General features: G+C 65.0%; 17 protein-coding genes. 14 read left to right on the top strand and 3 right to left on the bottom strand.

Features of this window, described 5'->3' with window-relative positions:
• The 10 genes from sctV (at nt 1) to BCY88_RS36090 (ending at nt 8,503) form a co-directional block, all read left to right on the top strand.
• Nucleotides 1-2,085: a type III secretion system export apparatus subunit SctV gene (gene sctV / locus BCY88_RS36130; protein ID WP_120348861.1), complete on the top strand. Its 2,085-nt coding sequence runs from the start codon at nt 1-3 to the stop codon at nt 2,083-2,085.
• 29 nt (nt 2,086-2,114) lie between these two features.
• The gene (gene sctP / locus BCY88_RS36125) at nt 2,115-2,762 is read left to right on the top strand and encodes a type III secretion system protein SctP (protein WP_120348860.1); all 648 of its coding nucleotides are present in this window, start codon (nt 2,115-2,117) and stop codon (nt 2,760-2,762) included.
• A 22-nt stretch (nt 2,763-2,784) separates the two neighbouring features.
• Nucleotides 2,785-4,077 carry a type III secretion system cytoplasmic ring protein SctQ gene (gene sctQ / locus BCY88_RS36120; protein ID WP_259461617.1) on the top strand — a complete coding sequence of 431 codons (1,293 nt, stop codon included), beginning with the start codon at nt 2,785-2,787 and terminating at the stop codon, nt 4,075-4,077.
• Nucleotides 4,061-4,711 carry a type III secretion system export apparatus subunit SctR gene (gene sctR / locus BCY88_RS36115; protein ID WP_120348858.1) on the top strand — a complete coding sequence of 217 codons (651 nt, stop codon included), beginning with the start codon at nt 4,061-4,063 and terminating at the stop codon, nt 4,709-4,711. The genes sctQ and sctR overlap by 17 nt, the downstream gene beginning before the upstream one ends.
• A gap of 30 nt (nt 4,712-4,741) precedes the next feature.
• A complete protein-coding gene (gene sctS / locus BCY88_RS36110; protein WP_064266295.1) occupies nt 4,742-5,005 on the top strand; it encodes a type III secretion system export apparatus subunit SctS in 264 nt (87 codons plus the stop codon).
• Nucleotides 5,002-5,946 (top strand): hypothetical protein, encoded by a 945-nt coding sequence (locus BCY88_RS36105; RefSeq protein WP_120348857.1) that lies wholly within the window; start codon nt 5,002-5,004, stop codon nt 5,944-5,946. The genes sctS and BCY88_RS36105 overlap by 4 nt, the downstream gene beginning before the upstream one ends.
• Before the next feature lie 155 nt (nt 5,947-6,101).
• The gene (locus BCY88_RS36100; RefSeq protein ID WP_120348856.1) at nt 6,102-7,343 is read left to right on the top strand and encodes a secretion protein; all 1,242 of its coding nucleotides are present in this window, start codon (nt 6,102-6,104) and stop codon (nt 7,341-7,343) included.
• Nucleotides 7,344-7,362: 19 nt separating this feature from the next.
• Nucleotides 7,363-7,605, top strand: coding sequence for a type III secretion protein (locus BCY88_RS36095; RefSeq protein ID WP_183081535.1), 243 nt, complete (start codon nt 7,363-7,365; stop codon nt 7,603-7,605).
• A gap of 111 nt (nt 7,606-7,716) precedes the next feature.
• The gene (locus BCY88_RS40040; RefSeq protein ID WP_153142043.1) at nt 7,717-7,890 is read left to right on the top strand and encodes a hypothetical protein; all 174 of its coding nucleotides are present in this window, start codon (nt 7,717-7,719) and stop codon (nt 7,888-7,890) included.
• 145 nt (nt 7,891-8,035) lie between these two features.
• Entirely contained in the window at nt 8,036-8,503 is a 468-nt protein-coding gene (locus tag BCY88_RS36090; RefSeq protein ID WP_120348854.1) for a CesT family type III secretion system chaperone, read from the top strand.
• 71 nt (nt 8,504-8,574) lie between these two features.
• On the opposite strand, the gene BCY88_RS36085 is transcribed toward BCY88_RS36090, so the two are convergent.
• Entirely contained in the window at nt 8,575-8,916 is a 342-nt protein-coding gene (locus BCY88_RS36085) for a hypothetical protein (protein ID WP_120348853.1), read from the bottom strand.
• A gap of 313 nt (nt 8,917-9,229) precedes the next feature.
• Between BCY88_RS36085 and BCY88_RS36080 the strand changes: the two genes are divergently transcribed.
• The 4 genes from BCY88_RS36080 (at nt 9,230) to BCY88_RS36065 (ending at nt 16,104) form a co-directional block, all read left to right on the top strand.
• The gene (locus BCY88_RS36080; RefSeq protein WP_120348852.1) at nt 9,230-9,844 is read left to right on the top strand and encodes a GNAT family N-acetyltransferase; all 615 of its coding nucleotides are present in this window, start codon (nt 9,230-9,232) and stop codon (nt 9,842-9,844) included.
• Nucleotides 9,845-10,068: 224 nt separating this feature from the next.
• Entirely contained in the window at nt 10,069-12,183 is a 2,115-nt protein-coding gene (locus tag BCY88_RS36075; RefSeq protein WP_183081534.1) for an ATP-binding protein, read from the top strand.
• A 114-nt stretch (nt 12,184-12,297) separates the two neighbouring features.
• The gene (locus BCY88_RS36070; protein WP_120348850.1) at nt 12,298-15,609 is read left to right on the top strand and encodes an autotransporter; all 3,312 of its coding nucleotides are present in this window, start codon (nt 12,298-12,300) and stop codon (nt 15,607-15,609) included.
• Between the two features lie 138 nt (nt 15,610-15,747).
• On the top strand, nt 15,748-16,104 hold the full coding sequence (locus tag BCY88_RS36065; protein WP_120348849.1) for a hypothetical protein: 357 nt from the start codon (nt 15,748-15,750) through the stop codon (nt 16,102-16,104).
• 195 nt (nt 16,105-16,299) lie between these two features.
• On the opposite strand, the gene BCY88_RS40030 is transcribed toward BCY88_RS36065, so the two are convergent.
• Complete coding sequence (locus BCY88_RS40030) at nt 16,300-17,097, bottom strand: hypothetical protein (RefSeq protein ID WP_183081532.1); 798 nt, start codon at nt 17,095-17,097, stop codon at nt 16,300-16,302.
• A 206-nt stretch (nt 17,098-17,303) separates the two neighbouring features.
• A complete protein-coding gene (locus BCY88_RS36055) occupies nt 17,304-19,790 on the bottom strand; it encodes a hypothetical protein (RefSeq protein WP_120348847.1) in 2,487 nt (828 codons plus the stop codon).
• Between the last annotated feature and the right edge of the window lie 447 nt (nt 19,791-20,237).

The following is a 20,237-nucleotide window of genomic DNA, read 5'->3' as shown; positions in this document are numbered from 1 at the left end:
ATGTTCAAGTCACTGAAGCTGCCGGCAGGCGGGGAAATCGGCATCGCCCTGCTCGTCGTGGCGATCATCTCGCTGATGATCCTGCCGCTGCCGCCGGCGCTGATCGATATTCTGCTGGCCATCAATATCACGATCAGCGTCACCTTGCTGATGATCACGATGTACGTGCCGAGCGTCGTCTCGCTGTCGGTGTTTCCCTCGCTGCTGCTGTTCACCACGCTCTATCGCCTCTCGCTCAACATCGCGTCCACCAAGTCGATCCTGCTGCACGCCGACGCGGGCCATATCATTGAGAGTTTCGGCGAGCTGGTGGTGGGCGGCAATCTGGTGGTTGGGCTCGTCGTCTTCGTGATCATTACCACCGTGCAGTTCATCGTGATCGCCAAAGGCTCGGAACGAGTCGCCGAAGTCGGTGCGCGCTTCACGCTCGACGCCTTGCCGGGCAAGCAGATGAGTATCGACGCCGATCTGCGCGCCAACATCATCTCGCCCGAAGAAGCACGCCGCAAGCGCGCCACGCTCGCGGTCGAAAGCCAGTTGCACGGGGGCATGGACGGTGCAATGAAATTCGTCAAAGGCGACGCCATCGCGGGGCTGATCATCACGATGATCAATATCGTGGCCGGCATTGCAGTGGGTGTTGCCTATCACGACATGTCCGCAAGCGAGTCGGCCAACCGGTTCTCGGTTCTCTCTGTCGGCGATGCGATGGTTTCGCAGATTCCGTCTCTGCTGCTGTCTGTTGCAGCAGGCGTGATGATCACACGCGTAGCCGATGAGCGCGACGTCAAGCCGCTTTCGCTCGGCGACGAGATCGGCCGCCAGCTCTCCACCAGCCACCGGGCGCTCTATTTCGCGAGCCTCCTGCTGCTCGGCTTCGCGGCGGTACCCGGCTTTCCGACCATGCTTTTCCTGCTGCTGTCCGGCACGCTGGCGTTCTGCGGCTATCGGTTGAGCAAGCGCTCCCCTGCTTCGAGCACGCATGCCAGCGAGACCGTCAACGCCATGCAGCGCTCTGGTTCGAAGATCGACGTGCCCGCCATTCTGATGCGGCCGCCGCAGTTTGCGTGTCCGCTCGGCGTGAGGATCTCGCCGGACCTCGTGCCGCGCCTATCCACCGCCGCGCTCGATAAATCGTTCGAAACCGAACGGACCCGTTTGCAGGAATACCTCGGCTTACCGTTCCCGGGCATCACGATGTGGACGAGCGATGCCCTGCCGCCGTCCAGTTGCGAACTGCTGATGCACGACGTGCCGTACTGTGCGATCGAATTGCCGCCTGGCAAGGTGATGCTGCCCGATGCCGGTTCGCTCGGCAAAAACGAGCCTTTGCAGGCGGAAATCGCTGCATTGATACAGCGCGGCGAGCAGCGCCGCGGGCTCGATGGAGGTCCGGGCCCGACCTGGTGGCTCGACGAAAAAACGCTCCCGCCAAAAATGTCCGCATGGCGCGCGGAACAGGTGATCGCCCATGCCTCCGTTGCCATGTTGCGCCGTCATGCGTCGCTGTTCCTGGGTATTCAGGAGGTCCAATGGATTCTCGACCAGCAGAATGCGGAATATCCTGGCCTTGTCGCCGAGGTGCAAAAGGTTCTGCCACCTCAACGGATCGCCGACGTGTTGCGACGGCTGCTCGAAGAACAGATTCCGATCCGCAATTTACGGAATATTCTCGAGAGCCTGATCGTCTGGGGTGCAAAAGAGAAGGACATGCTGATGCTCACCGAGTACGTGCGCGGTGATCTCGCGCGCTTTCTCGCGCATCGCGCAGCCGGTGGCACACGGCAACTGCCCGCCGTGCTGTTCGATCTGCCGGTCGAACAGCACATCCGGCAGGCCATCAAACAGACACCCACCGGCAACTTTCTGGCGCTGCCGCCCGACGAAGCCAATTTCCTTGTCGACAAAATCCAGTCGTTCGTCGGCCAGGTGCCGCGCGAAGGCGTGGCCCTCGTCACCTCGATGGACATTCGCCGCTACGTGCGGCGCATGATCGAAGCGCGGCTCGACTGGCTGTCGGTCTACTCGTATCAGGAACTCGGCGAGCATGTCGAATTGCAGCCGCTTGGCCGCGTGACCATCTGAATGCCCGAATCCCGCATGGTGTGACGCTCATGATCGAATCCCGCTCACTGCGCATCATCCCCGGCGACATGGCCGCCGAGCAGAAGGCCGATGATGCGCGGGCGCGCGCCTTCGACTATGCCGGCCTCGCGCGCAGGACACGTATGCAGCGTCTGGCCGCCCGCCCGCACGACACCGATAGCGCACGGGTGACGCGCGACAACGAGGAATCCGGCGGCCGTCCGCGCATGTTCGAGTCGCGTGACGAGGAGGAGCACGACGGCGGCGCCGATCAACCGGTTGATACCCGCGATCAGGCGGCGGCAGGCGAGCGCGAAGCGGTCACGCAACGCGTCTGCGGCGCGACCCTGCCGGTGGTCGACGCACTGTTTCGCACACAGGGCCAATTCCTCGAACTGGCAACCTCGCTGGCGAGTGAAGTCAGCGCGTTCTGCTCCGACCCGGCTATCGGCAACGCCGGCAACTGGGAAGTCCAGATGCCGCTCGACAAGGCCGTGCTGCCCGACACCACGTTGTACCTGTCACTTTCGGGTTTCAGGCTTTCGCTTCGGTTCGATACCTCGAATATGGAAACAAAGCAGTTACTGTTGAACCACAGCACCATGCTCGAACGCGAGATCGATTCGCTGTTGAAGGCATGGGGCGCACCGCGTGATATCGAGTTGACGGTCTGGTGACATCCGCCACGCCCAGGTGCTCGTGCAGACGCACCCATCCTATTTCTACCGCCATCGCATGGGCTATCCGATCGCTGAAATGCCGGGGAGTGTCGAACGCGTCGACAGGTGGCCAGATACGCGCGCCCGGCAGGATGAAGCGCAGCCGGGCCGTGCCCCGGCTCACGACGCACCCGCAGCGCGCCTGCCATTGCGTGCCGTGTCGCCGGTCGCCGCGCGTACTGCACGGCTCTTCTGCGATGCGCGCACGGCATGGGCCGTGCAGCGCCTGCGGGGCATCGACGCATGGCAAGCGCTGCCGCGCGATGCATCCGCTTCGGCCACCGAACACTTCGTTCAGCCAGGCGTGCTGGAACTCCTGCATCGAGCGGGCCCCGTCTACGTGACCTTCGATCTGGCCGCACACCCTTCACTCGACATTGCGGCGTGGCCTGCAGAGAGCGGTGCCGCGCCGCTGGCGGAGGCGCACCGCGCATTGCGCCTCGCGGTGGCGGGCGTATTGCTCGAACCGTTGCTGCAGCGGCTGGCGGCGCTCGGGCTCCAACTGCGTATCGCACGGCTGCTGCGAGGCATACCGGCACGCCTGATACCGCTAGATGCCGCACCGGTTGCCCTGTCATTCATGTTCGCGGGACGCCGCTATGCCGCCGAGCTTACCGTTCCCCCCGCACTGCTGGGCGCATTCGAAGACCTGCACGCGACGCAGTCAACGGGCTTCGCCCACGCGGCGCTCGCGCGAGCCGGCCAGTCCATCGCCGGACACGCCCGCCTGGCCGATTGCCTGATCCCGGGGCGTGCCGTGCTCGGTTCACGGCGCCTGCCGGTCGAGACGCTGCGCGCACTCATGCCAGGCGACGTTCTGCTGCGCTCGCTCGCCAGCCGCCTCCTGCCGCCCGGCACCGATACGGCGCAGGCGATCGCTGCGTGGGGCACACCCGGCCTGACCCGGTTGCATGCGCCCGTGACGATCGACGGGCGCATGCTTTCCATCACGAAGGAGCCGACCATGACCGATGAACTGGATCCAGTTCGCCTCGACGACTCGCTCGTCCCCGATCAACAGGAGCATCCCATCGAGATCGGCGAACTGGATCTGCCGGTTCAGTTCGAAGTCGACACGGTTGCGCTGCCGTTATCGCAGCTCTACGCGCTGCGTCCCGGCTACGTGCTGGAGCTGCCGACGCCGGTTGCCGAGGCCCAGTTGAAGCTCGTCACGCACGGCCAGACCATCGGTTACGGCGAACTCGTGACGGTCGGCGAACATCTTGGCGTACGAATCTTGCGGATGGCGCACGGCGATGGTCCAGTTCAGTGACGTCACCGGTTTACTGCTCGTCGTCATCGCGATCAGCCTCGTGCCGTTTGTCGCGATGGTCGTGACCTCCTACGCGAAGATCGTGGTGGTACTCGGCCTGCTGCGCAACGCGCTCGGCGTACAGCAGGTGCCGCCCAACATGGTGCTGAACGGCATCGCGATTCTGGTGTCGCTGTATGTGATGGCGCCTGTCGGCATGCGTGCCGCGCAATCGCTACAGGGTCAGCAGATCGCCGGTCAACCGACTCAGGCACTGATCCAGGTGTTCAGCGCCGCGCGCGAGCCGTTCCGGACGTTCCTCGAAAAGCACGCGAACGAGCGCGAAAAGCGTTTCTTTATCCGCTCGGCGAACGTCGTGTGGCCGAAGGATGCGGCCAACAGCCTGCATGAAAACGACCTGATCGTACTGGCGCCGGCCTTCACGCTGAGCGAGCTCACCGATGCGTTCAAGATCGGCTTCCTGCTGTATATCGCGTTCATCGTGATCGATCTGATCATTGCCAACGTGCTGCTCGCGATGGGCCTGAACCAGGTGACGCCGACCAACGTCGCGATTCCGTTCAAGCTGCTGCTGTTCGTCGTGATGGACGGCTGGTCGACCCTCATCCACGGCCTTGTCATGACTTACCGGTAGCGTGCCGCACGCCACGCAGGAACTGAGCGCATGGATATCGACACACTCGTTCGTTTCACCACACAGGGCATGCTGCTATGCATGTTCGTGTCGCTGCCGATCGTGATCGTCGCCGCCGTCGTTGGGCTCGCGGTCTCGTTTCTGCAGGCCATCACGTCGATGCAGGATCAGACGCTGTCGCATGGCGTGAAGCTGATCGCCGTGACGGTCGCCATCGTGATCGCCGCACCGTTCTCGGCAGCGGCGATCCTGCATTTCGCCAACGAAGTGATGCAGGCAGCGGTGCCGCAATGACGCGTATTTCGCAGCCGTCGCAGGCAGAGGCCGCGAACCTCGCGCACGCGCATGAAACGGGGCGAGCCGGCAACGAGCAGGACGTCGCGCGGCATGCCGCCCTCTATCGCGGCACGACCCGCTTCGCTTACACGCCAAAGCCACAGCCTGGCGCGCGGGGCTCGCTGCGCAACCGCAAGCTCGCCGAACTGCAGGCAAGACGGCGACGCGCCGCCTTGCGCCGGACCCGCATGAATGGCAGCGGCGGCGTGGACGATGATGGAGACGGCGAAGGCGGCGCGCACGAAGAAAGCCGCCGCGTGACGCGCGACGGTGGCGGGGGTGGTGGCCGCGGCGGCGGTGATCAAGGCGGCCAGTCGCACGACGGCCAGCATGACAGCGAGGGAGCCCTGCCGTTGAATGTCCGCGTGCGCGCGGGCGCATCCGAGCCTGCCCCCATGCCGGGCGCCTTGCAGACGCTCGCGGCCACCTGTTCGAACGACGCCGAGCGGGCTGACGCCGTGCGTGGCGGTCTGTGCGACGGGCTGCTGGACGTGCGCGACAACATGGCGAAGCATCCGGACGCCGAGTTCGACGCGCGCCTCTACGAACTCATGGCCGATGCGCGTGCGGCCCTGCGCCATGCCCCCTTTAAACCAGGGAATCCTGCCGGATTGCGCCAGCTGATGATCGATCGCAGCGGCAACCGGCAAGCGCTGTCCATGGAACCCGCACACGCCGTCGATACGCGCCTCGCCACTACTGCCCCAGTCTCGCCCGATCATTCGGTTCCAGGCACACCCCAGCCGCAGTTAAACCGCGTGCAACGGCTCAACCTTCTGGAGTACCTGTTCCTGCTGAGCGCCGAAAGCCCGATGCCGCCGTCGCAGCGTGACGGCTCGGTCAATCGGCTGAGTTTGCTGCGCGCCGGCGCGCTCGCGCGCGGCAAAGGGCACCGCTGATGCCGCCGCGTATGCACATCGCAGTGCACAAATTCGCATAAGCGCTAGCGGCTTCGCATTGCGCGCGGGGATGCCATCCGGACGGGCTAGAGTAAGCGCGTGAAGCCTGCGGGACACGCCCGCGCGCAGCAGTCGCTCGACCAACCAATCGCCACATGATGAAACTGCTTCGGATCCTGACTGGCGTGCACGCAGGCGCGGAACTGCGTCTGACCGCGGGCGCGCATCGGATCGGCGCGGACGACGATGCTGACATTCGCATCTCCGACTGGCGCGGCGCCGACATGCTGCTGACGGTGGACGACAGCGGCATGGTGAGCGCGCGATCGGTTACGCCAGGACTCGAAACGGTGCAGAGCGACGAACTGGCGTTGAGCAGTGGCGGCGGCGGTGGCGAGGCGGCAGATGTAGCGGAATCGGAGGTGCACGAGCACGCAACGATGGAAAGGCTCGATGTGCCCGACACCAGCACGGTGCTGCTCGTCGACTACGTGCCAATGCAGTTTGGCGATACGGTGATCTGCATCGGCTGGCCTGACACCGCCTGGCCGAGCGATCTCGACCTGCTGTCGACGCTGCTCATCAAGCCTGCTCAGGCGCGCCGTGAAGCTGAGCGCTCGCGTCAGCGCAAGCTGGTCGGCATCGTGCTGGGCTGCGCGATGCTGGGTGCGGTGATCGTGATCGGCTCGGTGCTGATGACGACGATCGTCAGCCGCGCGGCACTGCCGCACGATGCGGGCGATCTCGCACAACGGGTCAACACGGCACTGGCCGCGGCGCATATGAACGAACTGCATGCGCAGGCGCTTGGCTCGAGCGTCGCGGTGAGCGGCATGGTAGCCAGCCCCGAAGACGACACCGCCGTGCGCAAGCTGCTTGCACGCGTGTCGTCGACCCCGGTGCTGCGTCACTACGATATCGCGCAGAACGACACGCGCAACATCGAGGATTCGCTCGGCATGCAGGGGGTTCATGTGGCATATGCAGGCCACGGCGCATTCGACATTACGGGCAAGGCAGCCAATCCGTCCGACGTCGATACGGCCCTTGCGCGCATCCGCCGCGACCTCAGCGACAACGTGAAGACGTTGCGCATGCGGGTCGTGCAATCGAACGAAGGCGCACCGCTGCCGCCTTCGTTTTCGGAATTGATGTCGTCCGACGATGTGCGCTACGCGGAAACCCCGGACGGTGTGAAGCATATCTACGCCATGCCGGAAACGCCGGCTTCATCAGCGGCGGGTGCGGCGGGTGCCGCCGGCGACGATACGCTGGCGAGCGCGGACGGCGCGTCGGACGCATTGCCCGCTACCGTCAAATCGGGCGCCGCGGCCGGCGTAATGCAACCGGTCGGCGACTCCGGTCCCGCGACACCTACGCCGTTGCCGACGAAGTGAAACTCTGGAGATGATGGACATGTACGAACCACTCGAAACCTGTGCCGCCGATTTCAATAATTTGCAGAAGATGCTCGACGATCCGGCGGGCGGTCCACGCCTCACCGCGATTCGCACGGCGCTCGAAGCCACGGCCAAAAATATCAGCGAGGCGACCGGCGCGACCGAGGTCGATCGCAACAATCTCGCGAAACTGTATCGCGGCCTGCTCGCTGCCAGCCGGATCGTGTCGCACCTGCAGGACAAACGCGGCGCGGCTTGAGGGCGCTCGCTACCGGCGCAGCGCGCCGGGCACCAGGCTGGTTTTGCACGGCACATGCTTCGAGAGAATGTGCAAGACGGCAAACTTTTCATCTAGACCGAGGAGGTTTTTATGGCTTTGAGCGGAGCAGCAATGGGTGCGATGGATGGCATGACGGCCCAGGGGATTGCAACCACCCTGGATTCAGCCAAGGATCAGCAGGAGCTGTCCGAAGCTGGCGCGGTCGGCAACATCATGAAGACGCTTGGCAGCAATCTGAGCCAGGCATCCCAGCACCAGGGTTGACGCGGGCCGGCAACGCCCCGCAGCAGGCCGCACGACGGCTGCCTGCTGCCCTTCGCAACACCGGGCGGTTTGCGCGTTTCGCGCATGCCGCTCGCTCTTTTTCGCCTGCCCGGCCGCTGCGGCCTGAATCTCCTGGACTCCACAGTTGGACACCACAGACAGCTCCGAGCGCTATGTGCAACTGGTCCGCGACCTCTGCAATACGGTAGGGCTCGCCGACGCCGAGCATGTGCTGCGCACACGCTCGATCGAAGTCGAGGGCTTCGACGTTCAACTCGAACACTTCGAGAACGACCTCGAGGCAATCTACGCCAATTTCCACTATGGCGCTGTCACCACCGGGCGCACGCTCACCGTGTTCCGGCTGATGCTCGAAGCAAATCTGCTGATCTACGCGCAGGACCAGGCGCAACTCGGTCTCGACACCGATACGGGCGGCATCGTGCTGGTGCTGCGCGTACCAATGACCTACGACGTGGACGGCGCGGTGCTTGCCGATCTGCTCGCGCATTACGCGGAGCACGGGCGCTACTGGCGGCAGAACATCATCGAATCCACCGACGAGATGTTCGAGGGTGTGGCCGCGGGCGACTATGTGTGGTTGCGCGCGTGAACCACGTGGGTGAGCGCATTCCTGCGCTTCAGCGCCTCACCCCGCGCACCACCCTGCACATTGCCCGGGAATCAGACCTTGCGTGAGGCTTCGAGAATGACGTCGGCGGCTTTCGTCGCGACGCCCGCGAGTTTTTCCGCGTCCCGGCCGGCTTGCCGCAAAAGACTGCCTGCGATCTGAGTCAATCCCACGTGATTGTGTGCCGGATGTTGCGGCACATCGGGGGCTGCAGAAGTACGAAATGATTTTCCGGCGCTCTGCGTCGTCACGCCGCTCAGCGCAACGAGCGCCGCGCCAGGTTTCGTTTGCGTGGGCGTCGCTACGGCTGTTTTCCCAGTGGGCGCGAGCGGCGTGCCGTTTTCCGGTGTGCTGCCCGATGTGCCACGAACCGACAAGCTATCGATTTTCGTCATTGCGCTGAACCTCTCGATGGAATCCGCGCGGCCTGCTTCCAACCCGCGCACGGGTCCGCCATTTATAGCGAAACGCCGACAGGTGCATGGCCCGTCATGCGAAGGAGGGGGATGCCACCCGAAGCAGTTCATGACTCGTGCTTTTGTGCATTGCGCCATGAAATGAACCACGCGGACCACGCTTCTGGCAGCGTCGGGTGTCGTGGCATCGCTGCCATACGTTCGCGCGTGTGCGTGCTGCTTCGCGATCCGTCCGTGGACCCTGCCATGAATCCGACACAATCGGTTAATCCACTGTGCGCGGAGTCTGCCGATGTCCCAGTTTCGTCCTCCTGAATTGATCGAGTCCGACGAACTGCTGCTGCGTCCACCGGAACCACGCGACGCCGCGATGCTCTTCGACGAAATGCTCGGCGATCCCGAGACGACGCGTTATCTGTGCTTTCGCTGCCACGCCTCGCTCGACGAAACCCAGACTTTCATCGACGAATCGCAGCGGGGCTGGCAGGACGGCACGCTGATTCGCTGGGTGCTCGAGGACAAGACAAGCGGCCGGCTTACCGCCCTGATCGAGTTGCGCCCGCGGCCGCCGCGCGCCGAACTGGGCGTCGTCATCAGCCGCCGCGGCGGCGCGCGACGGCGGCGCGCCGGAATCTACGCGTTGCGCAAGTTGCTCAAATGGTTGCTGGCCCAGCCTCCGATTTTCCGTATATACGCGTATTGCGCCGTCGATGGCGATGCACACAGCAGCATGGAGCGGCTGGGCTTTACGCTCGAGGCAAAGCTGATCAATCACGAATGCCGGCCGAATCTGGGGCTTCTTGCCGGCGATAGTTACCTGTACGCGATGACCCGTCCGCTGATCGCGCCACCCGTGACGGCAGCGGCGGCGTGGTTGACCGAGCACGTCGAATGGGAACCGGCGTGACCCGGCAAGCATGGCTCGCACGCTACCGCAAAGCCTAAGGATTTGACAAAGCTCTCCTTGCTCATCCGCTCGACACGCCATAAGCTTGCGGCATTTCATTGCGCGCTCCTCGCGCCAGGTCGGCACGCACACGCATGTCGAAGCCGGGGGCAGCGCGGCGCGGCCGCATTCTGTGCATGCGCCACCCACCGTACCGCTCTGCCCATCCCTGCTGGAGATCCACGATGTCGTTAACGCGACCTACGGTGCTGGTCATTGCCTTCGGCCGCTACCGGTTGTCGCAGAACCCGCCGCGGCTCACCGTCGACGGCGTCGCCGTCGAAATCAGCGGTCGCGCCCTCGAACTCCTGTTCGCGCTCGTCGAAGCCGAAGGGCGGCCGGTTCCGCTCGCCGAACTCGGCCAGCGCGCATGGCCGAGCGTGAACGTCGAGGCCAATACCGTGCAGGCCCAGGTGTCCGCGCTGCGCCGCGCGCTGGGCAACGATCGCGATCTGATCGCAACCGTGCCGGGATACGGCTACCGCTTCGCCGGCCGCGCGCAGACGCTCGATGCCGACGCCGCCGCGCCTGGACCGGACGGGTCCGCGGTTGCGAGCACGAGCCCTGCGGCGCCGGCATCGCTTGAACCGCCTCCCCTGCGCATGCCGGTGCGTCTTACGACATTTATCGGCAGGCACGCCGAACTGTCCGAACTGCTCGGGCTCATGTCCACCGCCCGCGTCGTCACGCTGACCGGCACACCTGGGCTCGGTAAGACACGCCTCGCACACGAAGCCGCACGGCGGCTCGCCGCGCATGTTCCCGATGGCGTATTCACCATCACGCTGCCGCCGCACGTGCCGGCGGACAGTCTGATCGACACCTGGGCAATCGCCATGCGAATCGCGCCGAAGCCGGGTATGCCGGTGTTCGAACGCGTGCTTGCAGCGATCGGCACACGCCGGCTGCTGCTGATCGTCGATTGCAGCGAGCCGCTGCGCGAGCCCACGGCCCATCTGCTCGACAGGCTCGTTTCCGCAACCCCGGGGTTGCGGGTGATCGTCACGGGGACCGCGCCTCTATTCATGGCGAGCGAGCATGTCATGGCGCTCGGACCGCTACGCACCCCTGATCATGTCAAGGTGAGCGCCGTTGAAGCACGGGAATTCGATGCGCTGCGCCTGCTGTTCGCGCGGCTCGCACTGCTGCTGCACACGCATGAGCAACGCCCCGTGCGCCAGCGAACGGCTGCCGACCTGCAGCCACTGTCGGACCTCGACACCGGACATCTCGCCCCGAACACGCTCGCGAAGGCTGCGCTGATCGCGCGGCGCCTCGATGGTGTTCCGCTTGCGCTCGAACTGGCCGCCTCGGCCATCGAGCGGCGCATGCGCACGCAACTCACGCTCGACGCCGCGTTGTTCGCGTTCGCTCGCGATCTGGACGACCTGATGGTACGCAGTGCCGGCACACCCAATTTGCCGCTGTCCCGGCTCGCGCCGGTTGCCGCCGCGCTGCAGTTGTACAGCGCTGAATTCCCCGAGGTAACCCGCACAATTTTCCGGCGGCTCGGCGTTTTCAATGGCGAATTTACCCGCTGCTCGGCGGTCCGCCTGCTGGCGGAATGCTCGCCGTCGCAAGACGGCAGCGACGCGAATGCCGTGCACGCCGAACGCGGAATCGAAGTGTCGCTCGATGACCTGCTTGACGCAGGGCTCATCGAACAGGTAGAGGGCGACGCGCAAACCACACTGCGCCTGCCGCGCGCCGTGCAGTTGTTCGCGCGCGATGCGCTCGCCCAGGCAGGCGAGTCCGACCTGGCCGCGGCGGCCCACGCGCAGTCGCTCGCGCCGCGCCTCGCCGCAGGCCGCACGCGCCACGACCGCCAGCCTGGCGAGGTGCTGGATCGCGCCGACATCGAGGACCTGCGCGCCGCGCTCGACTGGTCCTTGCGCAATGACAGGTTCGAAGGCGCGATTGCCTTGATCGAATCGTCCACTGCGCTATGGCGCACACTTTCGCTGACGCATGAGTACCTGCACACGATCCGTGCCGCGCTCGCACGCGTGGAGGCCGGTACACCACGCCGCATACGCGACGAAATGCGACTGCGCGTGGCGCTGGCACACGCCCTCGCTTTGACCCAGGTTCCGCTCGAGGAGGTGACGAACGCCTGGCAGGAAGCCTATGAGCTGGCCAATGCCTGCGCCGACAACATATACCGGCAGCATGCGCTGATCGGTCTGATCGTGTGTTCGGCGAGGGCTGGTGAACTCGAACGTGCGATAGACCTGCAGGCCTCTTACGACCGGATCGCGCAAGCCAACTGGAAGACCGCGCAACGGGCGGGGGAAACCTAGCTCGCGGCTTGCTTCGCATTTCGTGTCATCGCTTCGCCTCACGCTGTTTCCCGCGGGCTCGCGTGTCACATTCGACGGCCATAGTGCAAGCCGGTCCCACGCTGCCGCGCTGCCATGTCCGATCGCAACCGGATCAACCTTCCCGCTCCCGCCGCCTCGCAATTCATCGAAACCGGCCCTGACGCGCGCGCCGCCAATGCGGCCGCCGCGGCACAAGCGCCCGGCACCGCGCCGTCGCATCACGTGAACACGCCTCAGCCGGCGGTCCCTCACGGGGTGCTGGGCCGGCTCAAGTCGTCGCTGTCGCGTTCGGCGGACACCTTGCGTGCGCGGCGCTTCGATCTCAGCACACTGGTCAATCAGCACAGCACGCACGGCAGAACCTCGGGGCCGGAGAACCACGTCGAAGGCAGCAAGCGCTACGCGCCGCAGCAGCCTCCAAGGCAGGTGCGAGTGGCCGGCTCGGCGCTCGAGATCACCGACGAACTGGTGTCGCAGGCTGTCGCGCAAACGGCATTGCCGGCGGCGTCCGGCGCGACGCCCGCAGAACGGCCGCGCCCTGCCCCGCTCGACACGGTCGCCAGCCGCGAAGATCTGCTCGCCTACGTGCAACAGCAGTTCATCTGTCCGCCCGAGCGCCTGCTCGATGTCAGCGCGCTCGCGTCCCGGCTCTACCATCTCACGCCGCCAGACGCCGCGACGCACACGGCACCGGCCACCGCCGCCACACGCGGCGCATTGCTTGCGCAAGCCATCAAGCAGGCAGGCGTTACGGATGTCCAGCACGCGCAGCTGGCGCTCGAACGCGTCGGTATGCTCGACTTCCACGCGCCGCACACGCGCCATTCCACCAGCCCAGCCGAGCGCGAGGCGTGGCAGATCGCGCGTGTGTTGTCGCGTTCGAGCGAAGGTTTCGAGACCCTCGGCGCGCTGCGTGCGTCCGTCATGCAGCCGTTCACCGGCGCGGGCCAGCGGCTCGCCGTCAAGGTCCTGCTGGAGAGTGCCGATGCGCTCGACTCCACGCCGCCGGGCACGCCGTACCCGCCCGGACAGGATCGTGCCCCCGGTGCGATCGCACTGCAGGCCGGACTCGGCAACGGTCCGCTCACCGCTGACGAACCCGGGCCGAACGCGCTGGCGAAGCGCGCCTTCGATGCCGCGGCGACACTCCTCGAACACGGCCGCGGCGCACTGACGCCCGATCAGCGAGGTGCGTTCTTCGCCTGGCGCCAATCGTTCAGCGAAGACGAACGGCATAGCGATCTATCGCAGGCCCGCGAGCGGTTGAACAAGTTCTCCGCGAAGACGATCGGCCGGGTGAGCGAAAACCGCTGGAAAACGCTGCTGCCGCGCATGTTCCGCGGCAAGCACAAGTCGCCGCTGTCCGCCTTGCGTTACGGCACTCAGGGCGTGCCGCGCAAGACCGTCGAAGAAGAGCGTGCCGCGTTGCAAAAGGGGCTGCGCGAAGCACGCCTGACGTTCGACCAGAGCGCCGCGTTGCGGCCCGCGGCAGCGCTCACTCATGCGCGGCCGGAACGTTCGCTGGTCGAGCTGGCAGCGCTGCATACGTGGCTCGAGCGCGGTGGTTTTCCACATGGCCGGATGGACGAAGACGCGATCGTCGCGACCGCGCAGCGCGCCCAGCAGATGAGCGCGGAACTGCAACCGGGCGACGTCCCTTCAGCGCGCCTCCTCGCCCATGTCCAGCAGTTGACGGCGCGCTGGAGCGCGATGACGCCACAGCAGCTCGCCAAAACCCGGCCGTTCAGCGCGATCGCCAAACAGCCGTTCACGATCGAACGGCTGGCGGTCTGGGGCAAGGTTGCGCGCGTACCAGACGACGCCCCGTTCTGGGTCTCGGTCGACACGCTACGCACGCTCGCCGAACCCGCGACCCCGGCGCGCGCCGCCGACAATGCGGACGACGTGCGCGCGACGCTCAAGGACGTGATCGAAGGATTGCCGTCAGGCGCGCGCCTGCGGCTGACCGATGGCAGCCGCCAGGGTATCAGCACGCGCGGCCTCAACGCGACGTTGATGCAAGCCCATGGCATTCCGGTTTCGCCGCGCCTCGACCTGCGGGCGTCGCGCACGCGTGAGTCGGTCGTCGAAGTGAGCCGCGCGACGCACGGGGTCGAAATGTTCGTCGGCACCGCGGAAAGCACCTCGCGTCACGTGGGCGCCGGGCTGATGGTCGGCTACGACCTCGAAGCGGGCGTCACCGCCGTGCGCGCGGGACTGGTCACCAACGTGATCCTCCATTCGCGGGAACTCACGCAGCCGCGCGGCGTATCGTTGCGCGTCGCGCGCCGCCTCAAGCCCGATGGCACCGGCTACGACGACAAGGCGATGCGCGAGAAGCTGAACGAAATTGTCGACCACGTCTTCAACGAAGCCACCCAGGCCCATGGCGATGGCTCGAACGGCGTCTGGAACCGTCTTGCGGAACGCTTCTTCGACGATCCCGACGTGTCGATCAGCTGGACCGCCGGGCAGGCCAGCAATACGCGGCGCGGCGTCACGGTCGATGCAACCGCAACCGTCAAGCTGCCGGCCTTCGGCCATGGTACGGAGCGGATGTCGGTCCGGGTTGGTCCGTCGCTTGGCGTGGGCTGGGAAAAGTCGCGGCAGACGGTCGATTCCGCCGAGCGCACCGGCCGCCTCCAGGTCGAACAGCATCGTGTGGGACTGGGCAGCCTCTGGCAGGTGCGCGCCGGCATCGCACCCGGTTTTTCGCATGCGCTCGATTCGGCCGGCAAAACCAGTGTCGGCCTGTTTTCGGTCGACACGCCAGCCGCCACGATGACGCTCAGCGACCGGAACCGCTCCGCCAAGCTGCAACTGGTGCGCGAAGACGGCAAACTGAACTACCGTGCCTGCATGCTCGACGTCGAATTCCTCAGCGCCAGCATGTACACGCGTGCCGTCGACGCTGCCCGCCCCGAGCTGATCGGGCTCTTCGCCGCGAATATCGTCGCTCAGCGGCAGCGCGAGGGCCCGCAGGCGCTCGCGGGCGGCCCGGCGCCGCAGGAGGATCCACAGGTGCTCGCCGGCCGGCGCATCGACCAGCATCTGGCGACGGTGCGCAAGAACCAGCGGCCCAATCTGACCTACATGTACCGCTATCGCCTGCATCGCGACGCGGCACTGCGGCTCGACGCGAACGCGGCTTTGCTCGCGCAATCGGGCAACGATCCGCACGTGAAGGAGACGGTCGACGCGCGTAACGCGGAGATTCTCGGCGCGCCGTCGTCATGGATGCCGATCGAGTTGAAGGTCAAGGAGCGCAACACCTATACGCAAAGCTTCGGACCCAACATGATGTTCCAGCTGAGTACCCGAACCAGTGCGACGGGTGACCGCGAAATCGTGACCGAGAGTGTGTCGTTCGACGTGCTGGAGGCGCTCGACGAGCGAGGCGTGTAACGTGTCAGACGCTCTCCCGCGCGGCACGCTTGAGTTCGCAAGCGAACCGGCCACTTGATTTGCGAAGTTTTCCGTTTGCCAATCGTCGTGCGGATTGCCTAAGATCAGACGATCGATGACCTCAAGCCGGTAGACCCAGTGCAGCGACAGTCGATCAAAACCGCTTCCCTCTCGTTTGGCGTTGCTCTCGTCGTCGCGACATCGGCGCACGCTGCGCCGGACTACGCGGACCTGGCCTGCCAGGCCGAAGCCCATTCGGCGCAAGCCATCGCGCGGGATCGCGATGCGGGAGTTTCGAAGGAAAGCGAACTGCGCAAGATCATGCTGGAGAGCGAGCAGATGCCTTACGAGACGGCGATGCGCGCGCGGGCCGAGTTGCCGGCCTTCGTCAACGGCCTGTACGGCAAATACGCCAACGTGCCGGCCACCGACGTCTACCCCAAATATCTCGCCTACTGCCGCGGACAGCTCGCCAAGGGGCGCGGCGCGCAGTAGCGCTGCCCGTAGGTGAAGGGAGGATTCCGCGGTCAGGCTGCCAGATCGTAGTCCTCGCTGCCACCTGCCGCCTTGCGTGCCCTGATGTCTTTCAAGGCGTCGTCTCGCGCCACGTTGATTTCTGACATCCCCTGCCCGTCGCCGCCCAGGTCCGGATGATGCTGCTTTGAAAGCGCCCTGTGGGCCGCCTGTATCTCATGCTCGTCGGCATCCGGCGATACGCCGAGGACGGACGCCCACGCGGGCACTTCCCGGCGCTCTCCGGTTGGCGGCGTCGCAGTGCGGCCGGTGGCGCCGGTGCGATTCGACCAACTGCTTGCGCCGCGCGGCGGCTGGCGGCATACCCCACGCCCGCCCCCAGGCGTTCTGACGCGGCCCGTACTGACCGTTCGACGGCACAGCATTGCCGCTGTACCCACAGCCGTATTGAGCGGATCTCATCAGGCTGGCGCGCCGCATGGCGGAGAACGCGGCCGCGCCCACCAGCAGGGGCAGCAGGCCCACGCCGCTCATGCTCAGCGCGCTCACGCCCAGCATGCCCACCCCATAACCCGCCAGCATGGCCATCCCTCCACCGAGCCCGCTTAGAAGCGGTGCGCCGTAGCGCATCCTGCCGGACATCGGTTGGGTAAAAGCGGAGTAAGACGGACCGTAACCGCCGCCCTGGCGCGGCCAGCCTGCCGCGAAGCGCCCACCCAGTGGCCGTGGAAAACCGAAGAAGCGCTGACCCGCCGTGCGTGCGCTCGCCATCCCGGCTTTTGCCTGGACCCGCGCACTGCGAAACGTGTCGCGCAGTTTTGCATCCGCCTGGCGCAGCCCGCCTGCCATCCGCTGCTGCGCGCCAGCGAGACCGGACAGGCCAGCCATGACCGCGCCGCGGATGCCGCCGCGCGGCGCATCCGCTTGCGACGCACGGGTCGCGCCCCGCGCTTCGTCAGACTGCGGCCCTGCGGCAGAACCGGCCGCAGACCCTTCCGGAATCCTCATGGACATAACCCAGCTCCTCGGCAAAACGTGAACGAGGTAAACACGCAAACGCGCCCGACAGGCCGAACACCTCGAACACGTCAAACGGAAACGGGCCTGCGAAGGCCCTCGGCCATTATTCGCCGGCCAGACTGTCGTGCCGCCCTCCTTGCGAAGCCAGCGCTGTGTGCGCGAAGCGGGGAGCCAGAAGCGCCGGACATTCACGGCACCGGCTATCGGCGCGCCATCACCGTTCTCATCGCAGCCACGTCACCGCGATCAGGCTCGTTCGATTGGGGCTCCGCGGCCTTGCTCTTTGCCGCAGTGGTCGCGCTGCCGGTGGGTTTGGCCGGATCGGTGGCGAGCCTGGTCTCGATCTTGCGAACGACGATGCTCTGGATGGCCGCCGTCGCTTCGCTGCGCCGCATGCCGAGATCGCGCAGCAGGTCATAAGCTGTGCGAAGGTTGGCGTCGCCTTTGACTAAAGCGGTAAGCACCTTCTTCTTTTCGCGCAGCGAAGCCCCTGGCCGATGCACGTCGCGATGAAACTGCTCGAGATTGCCAAAGCCACGGGCAGCGAACTGGTCGACGTGATAGTCGATCACGGTCAACGCGTGCGCCGCCACCTGATCGCCGAGTTCGCCCTTCTTCTCCGAGGACTTCTGCTCATTGATGATGCTGCCCGGAAAGATCTTGCCGAACACCTTCGCGTCGGCCTCGACTCGCGCGCTGTCTCGCATGGCGGCATGAACGCCGTCTATGGCTTCGTCCGGCGTGCCCTCGGGTATGGCACCTGGCTGCAGATTCAGCCGTTGTCTGAGGAAGTTGTTCTTGATCTCCTTCTGCTTGTCATCGCGGATACGCTGTTTGACGCCTCGCACCCCCTTGCCCACATCGAGCGCATTCGCCATGCCGATGCCGAGTCCGGCCTGCTTGGTCGCAATCGCCGGCGCGCTGGCCGCAGCAGCCGCGACACCGTGCGTTCCTGCCACCAGCAGCGCCGCGGACGTCACGCCCAAGGTGTTGCGCCCGAGCTCATAGAGGGCGCGGTTCTGGCGCTTGCCCGCCACTTCGTCCTTGATATAGGCAGTCAACAAGACGTTTTTTGCATGGGCGATTTCGTCCGCGTATTTCGGGTTGTCGCTCGCGGCCAGCTTCGCGACCTTGGGAAGGTCGTAGGTAAACCGCCCCTTCCTGTCTCTCGTGACGATCATCGTTTCCTGATTCGGATTGCTCCTGAAACGCTGCACGTCTCGTTGCAGCATCGACGCAAGCTGATTGCCATAACGTGCGCGCTTTCTTCCCGAGGCGAACAACGCATGACCGTTGAAGCCGCCGGCCACCAGTTCATGCGCTCCACCGACGGATATCCCAGTGAGTGCCAGATCGGTACCTTGCTCGCCGTGCGAGTTGGCAGCGAAGGCGTTGAAGAGATTGCCGTACGGCCTGATGCCGTTGACTTCGACCGCGGTGAAACCCGGCTTGCTTCGATCGAATGCCTGACCGGGCTGCGACTTCGTCGAAGGCACGACGAACCCGGGATCGTCAGCGCCCTCAGCCTTGGCGGCGGGCTGCGCCAGCGAAGCGTGATCGACATGGGGAATACCGTTGAGCCAGTCCGATCCGTCTGGCGTAAACGACAGAGGCTTGAACTCGACGCTCTCCGACGATGTGGATAACGAAGTTTGTTGCCCTCGCGACGGCAGGCGCCAGGTTCCGAGCGAGCGGAATCTGTCGAGGGGATTGTCGGTGCGCCTGGTCGCGTTCGTTGCGGTAGTGGATTGCTGGCCACCGGCAGAAGGCGGCACCAGAGACTTTGCCTCGGGCGTGAATTTGACGTGCGGTGTGGGCTGTGGCCGCGTACTGACGGGTGTCGAGACTCCGAAGCTGTGCCCGGTCTGCGGCAACGGCTTGATCGCTTCGAAGTGGCCACCCTCGTCCCAGACCACCACGCGATGGGTCGGTTCGCTGCCAGGCGGTCTCGTGCCGCTGCCTTCATACACGCCAAGCTGCGTGACAGGGTGTGATGCTTCGATACCGGCCTGGACCACGCCTACGGCCATATCCACGTTGTACCGTTGATTGACCAGCGAGATCAGTTCGGACGCGTGGCCGCCCTGCTGCCCGTCGAGCAGCAGCATGTTCCCCTGCTCGTCGGGATGACGCTGGTCGAACTGCTGACGGATGTCAGCCACTACCCGGTCGAGCGCGGGTCCTCGCAGGGTGGGCGACGCGTGTTGCACGAGTGCATAGATTGCGCAATTGTTTCCCCTTCCCGGGTTCGGGACGACCTGCAATCCATGGTCCGCGAGAAATGCGCGAAAACGGCTATTGGGTTCCGCAAACGCCGCATGTTGCTGCATGCGATTGCTGGAAGACACCTGGGCGACCTGTCCCGTTGGAGCCATCGTGCCGGATGTGCCGCTGCCCGCAGCACGCGCAGCTGACAACGCGTCCTGATTGCCACGCCGGTTGGGCGTCGTAAAACCCAGCACATCGAAGGGATGCGTCGGCGGCAAGGCGGCGCCGTTGGCGTTGGCGTTGGCCTTGGTGGGTACCGTATCGCCACGCGTGCTGAGTCTGAGCTGAGCTAACTCGATGCCGACCTGTGTTCCGGCCGCCTTTGGTTTGCCTTTTCCGATGGAATCCTGATTAATATCTTTCGGATCAGCGGTAGTGGAAGTCGAATTTCGGAGGCCAGCGTAGATTTTCGAAAACATCGAGCGACTCCCGGAATGCCAGATGCCGGTTGACTTGCCAAGCCTAAGCCAGGGAATTTTTCAGGGTAATCGTGTCGGAACGAGGGAGAGATGAAGAGGCGAAGTCAGTCGTTGAAAGCCGAAGCAGCCTGATCGCACAAAAGAAAAAGCCACTCATGAAGAGTGGCTTTCAGGTGTTTGGTGGGCCTCCCGTGAGTCGAACACGGCACCAACGGATTATGCTTACCAGCTACGGCTTTCACCGCCCCTTTCGGGTTTGTGGTCTGGACTGTCTCTTGTCTTTACGACCTGCCCGTTCAGTCTCTACACGTTCTCTACAAGAGAGCTTCGCTCGGGATTACCACGCTGCCAAGGCAACAGAGGGTTCCCCGAATTTGAGCAGTTCTACCGAGGGGCAGAGCTAACTTACCCCAAGGCAACCCATTCTTGACTCACCATGCCGTACTG

The organism is Paraburkholderia fungorum (assembly GCF_003610895.1).
Classification (GTDB): Bacteria; Pseudomonadota; Gammaproteobacteria; order Burkholderiales; family Burkholderiaceae; genus Paraburkholderia; species Paraburkholderia fungorum_B.
This window is presented reverse-complemented; position numbering and strand designations above follow the sequence as displayed.

Coding starts and splice junctions, on each gene's coding strand:
- sctV (WP_120348861.1), top strand. CDS start 1: ATGTTCAAGTCACTGAAGCTGCCGGCAGGCGGGGAAATCGGCATCGCC.
- sctP (WP_120348860.1), top strand. CDS start 2,115: ATGATCGAATCCCGCTCACTGCGCATCATCCCCGGCGACATGGCCGCC.
- sctR (WP_120348858.1), top strand. CDS start 4,061: ATGGTCCAGTTCAGTGACGTCACCGGTTTACTGCTCGTCGTCATCGCG.
- sctS (WP_064266295.1), top strand. CDS start 4,742: ATGGATATCGACACACTCGTTCGTTTCACCACACAGGGCATGCTGCTA.
- BCY88_RS36105 (WP_120348857.1), top strand. CDS start 5,002: ATGACGCGTATTTCGCAGCCGTCGCAGGCAGAGGCCGCGAACCTCGCG.
- BCY88_RS36100 (WP_120348856.1), top strand. CDS start 6,102: ATGATGAAACTGCTTCGGATCCTGACTGGCGTGCACGCAGGCGCGGAA.
- BCY88_RS36095 (WP_183081535.1), top strand. CDS start 7,363: ATGTACGAACCACTCGAAACCTGTGCCGCCGATTTCAATAATTTGCAG.
- BCY88_RS40040 (WP_153142043.1), top strand. CDS start 7,717: ATGGCTTTGAGCGGAGCAGCAATGGGTGCGATGGATGGCATGACGGCC.
- BCY88_RS36085 (WP_120348853.1), bottom strand. CDS start 8,916: ATGACGAAAATCGATAGCTTGTCGGTTCGTGGCACATCGGGCAGCACA.
- BCY88_RS36080 (WP_120348852.1), top strand. CDS start 9,230: ATGTCCCAGTTTCGTCCTCCTGAATTGATCGAGTCCGACGAACTGCTG.
- BCY88_RS36075 (WP_183081534.1), top strand. CDS start 10,069: ATGTCGTTAACGCGACCTACGGTGCTGGTCATTGCCTTCGGCCGCTAC.
- BCY88_RS36070 (WP_120348850.1), top strand. CDS start 12,298: ATGTCCGATCGCAACCGGATCAACCTTCCCGCTCCCGCCGCCTCGCAA.
- BCY88_RS40030 (WP_183081532.1), bottom strand. CDS start 17,097: ATGTCCATGAGGATTCCGGAAGGGTCTGCGGCCGGTTCTGCCGCAGGG.
- BCY88_RS36055 (WP_120348847.1), bottom strand. CDS start 19,790: ATGTTTTCGAAAATCTACGCTGGCCTCCGAAATTCGACTTCCACTACC.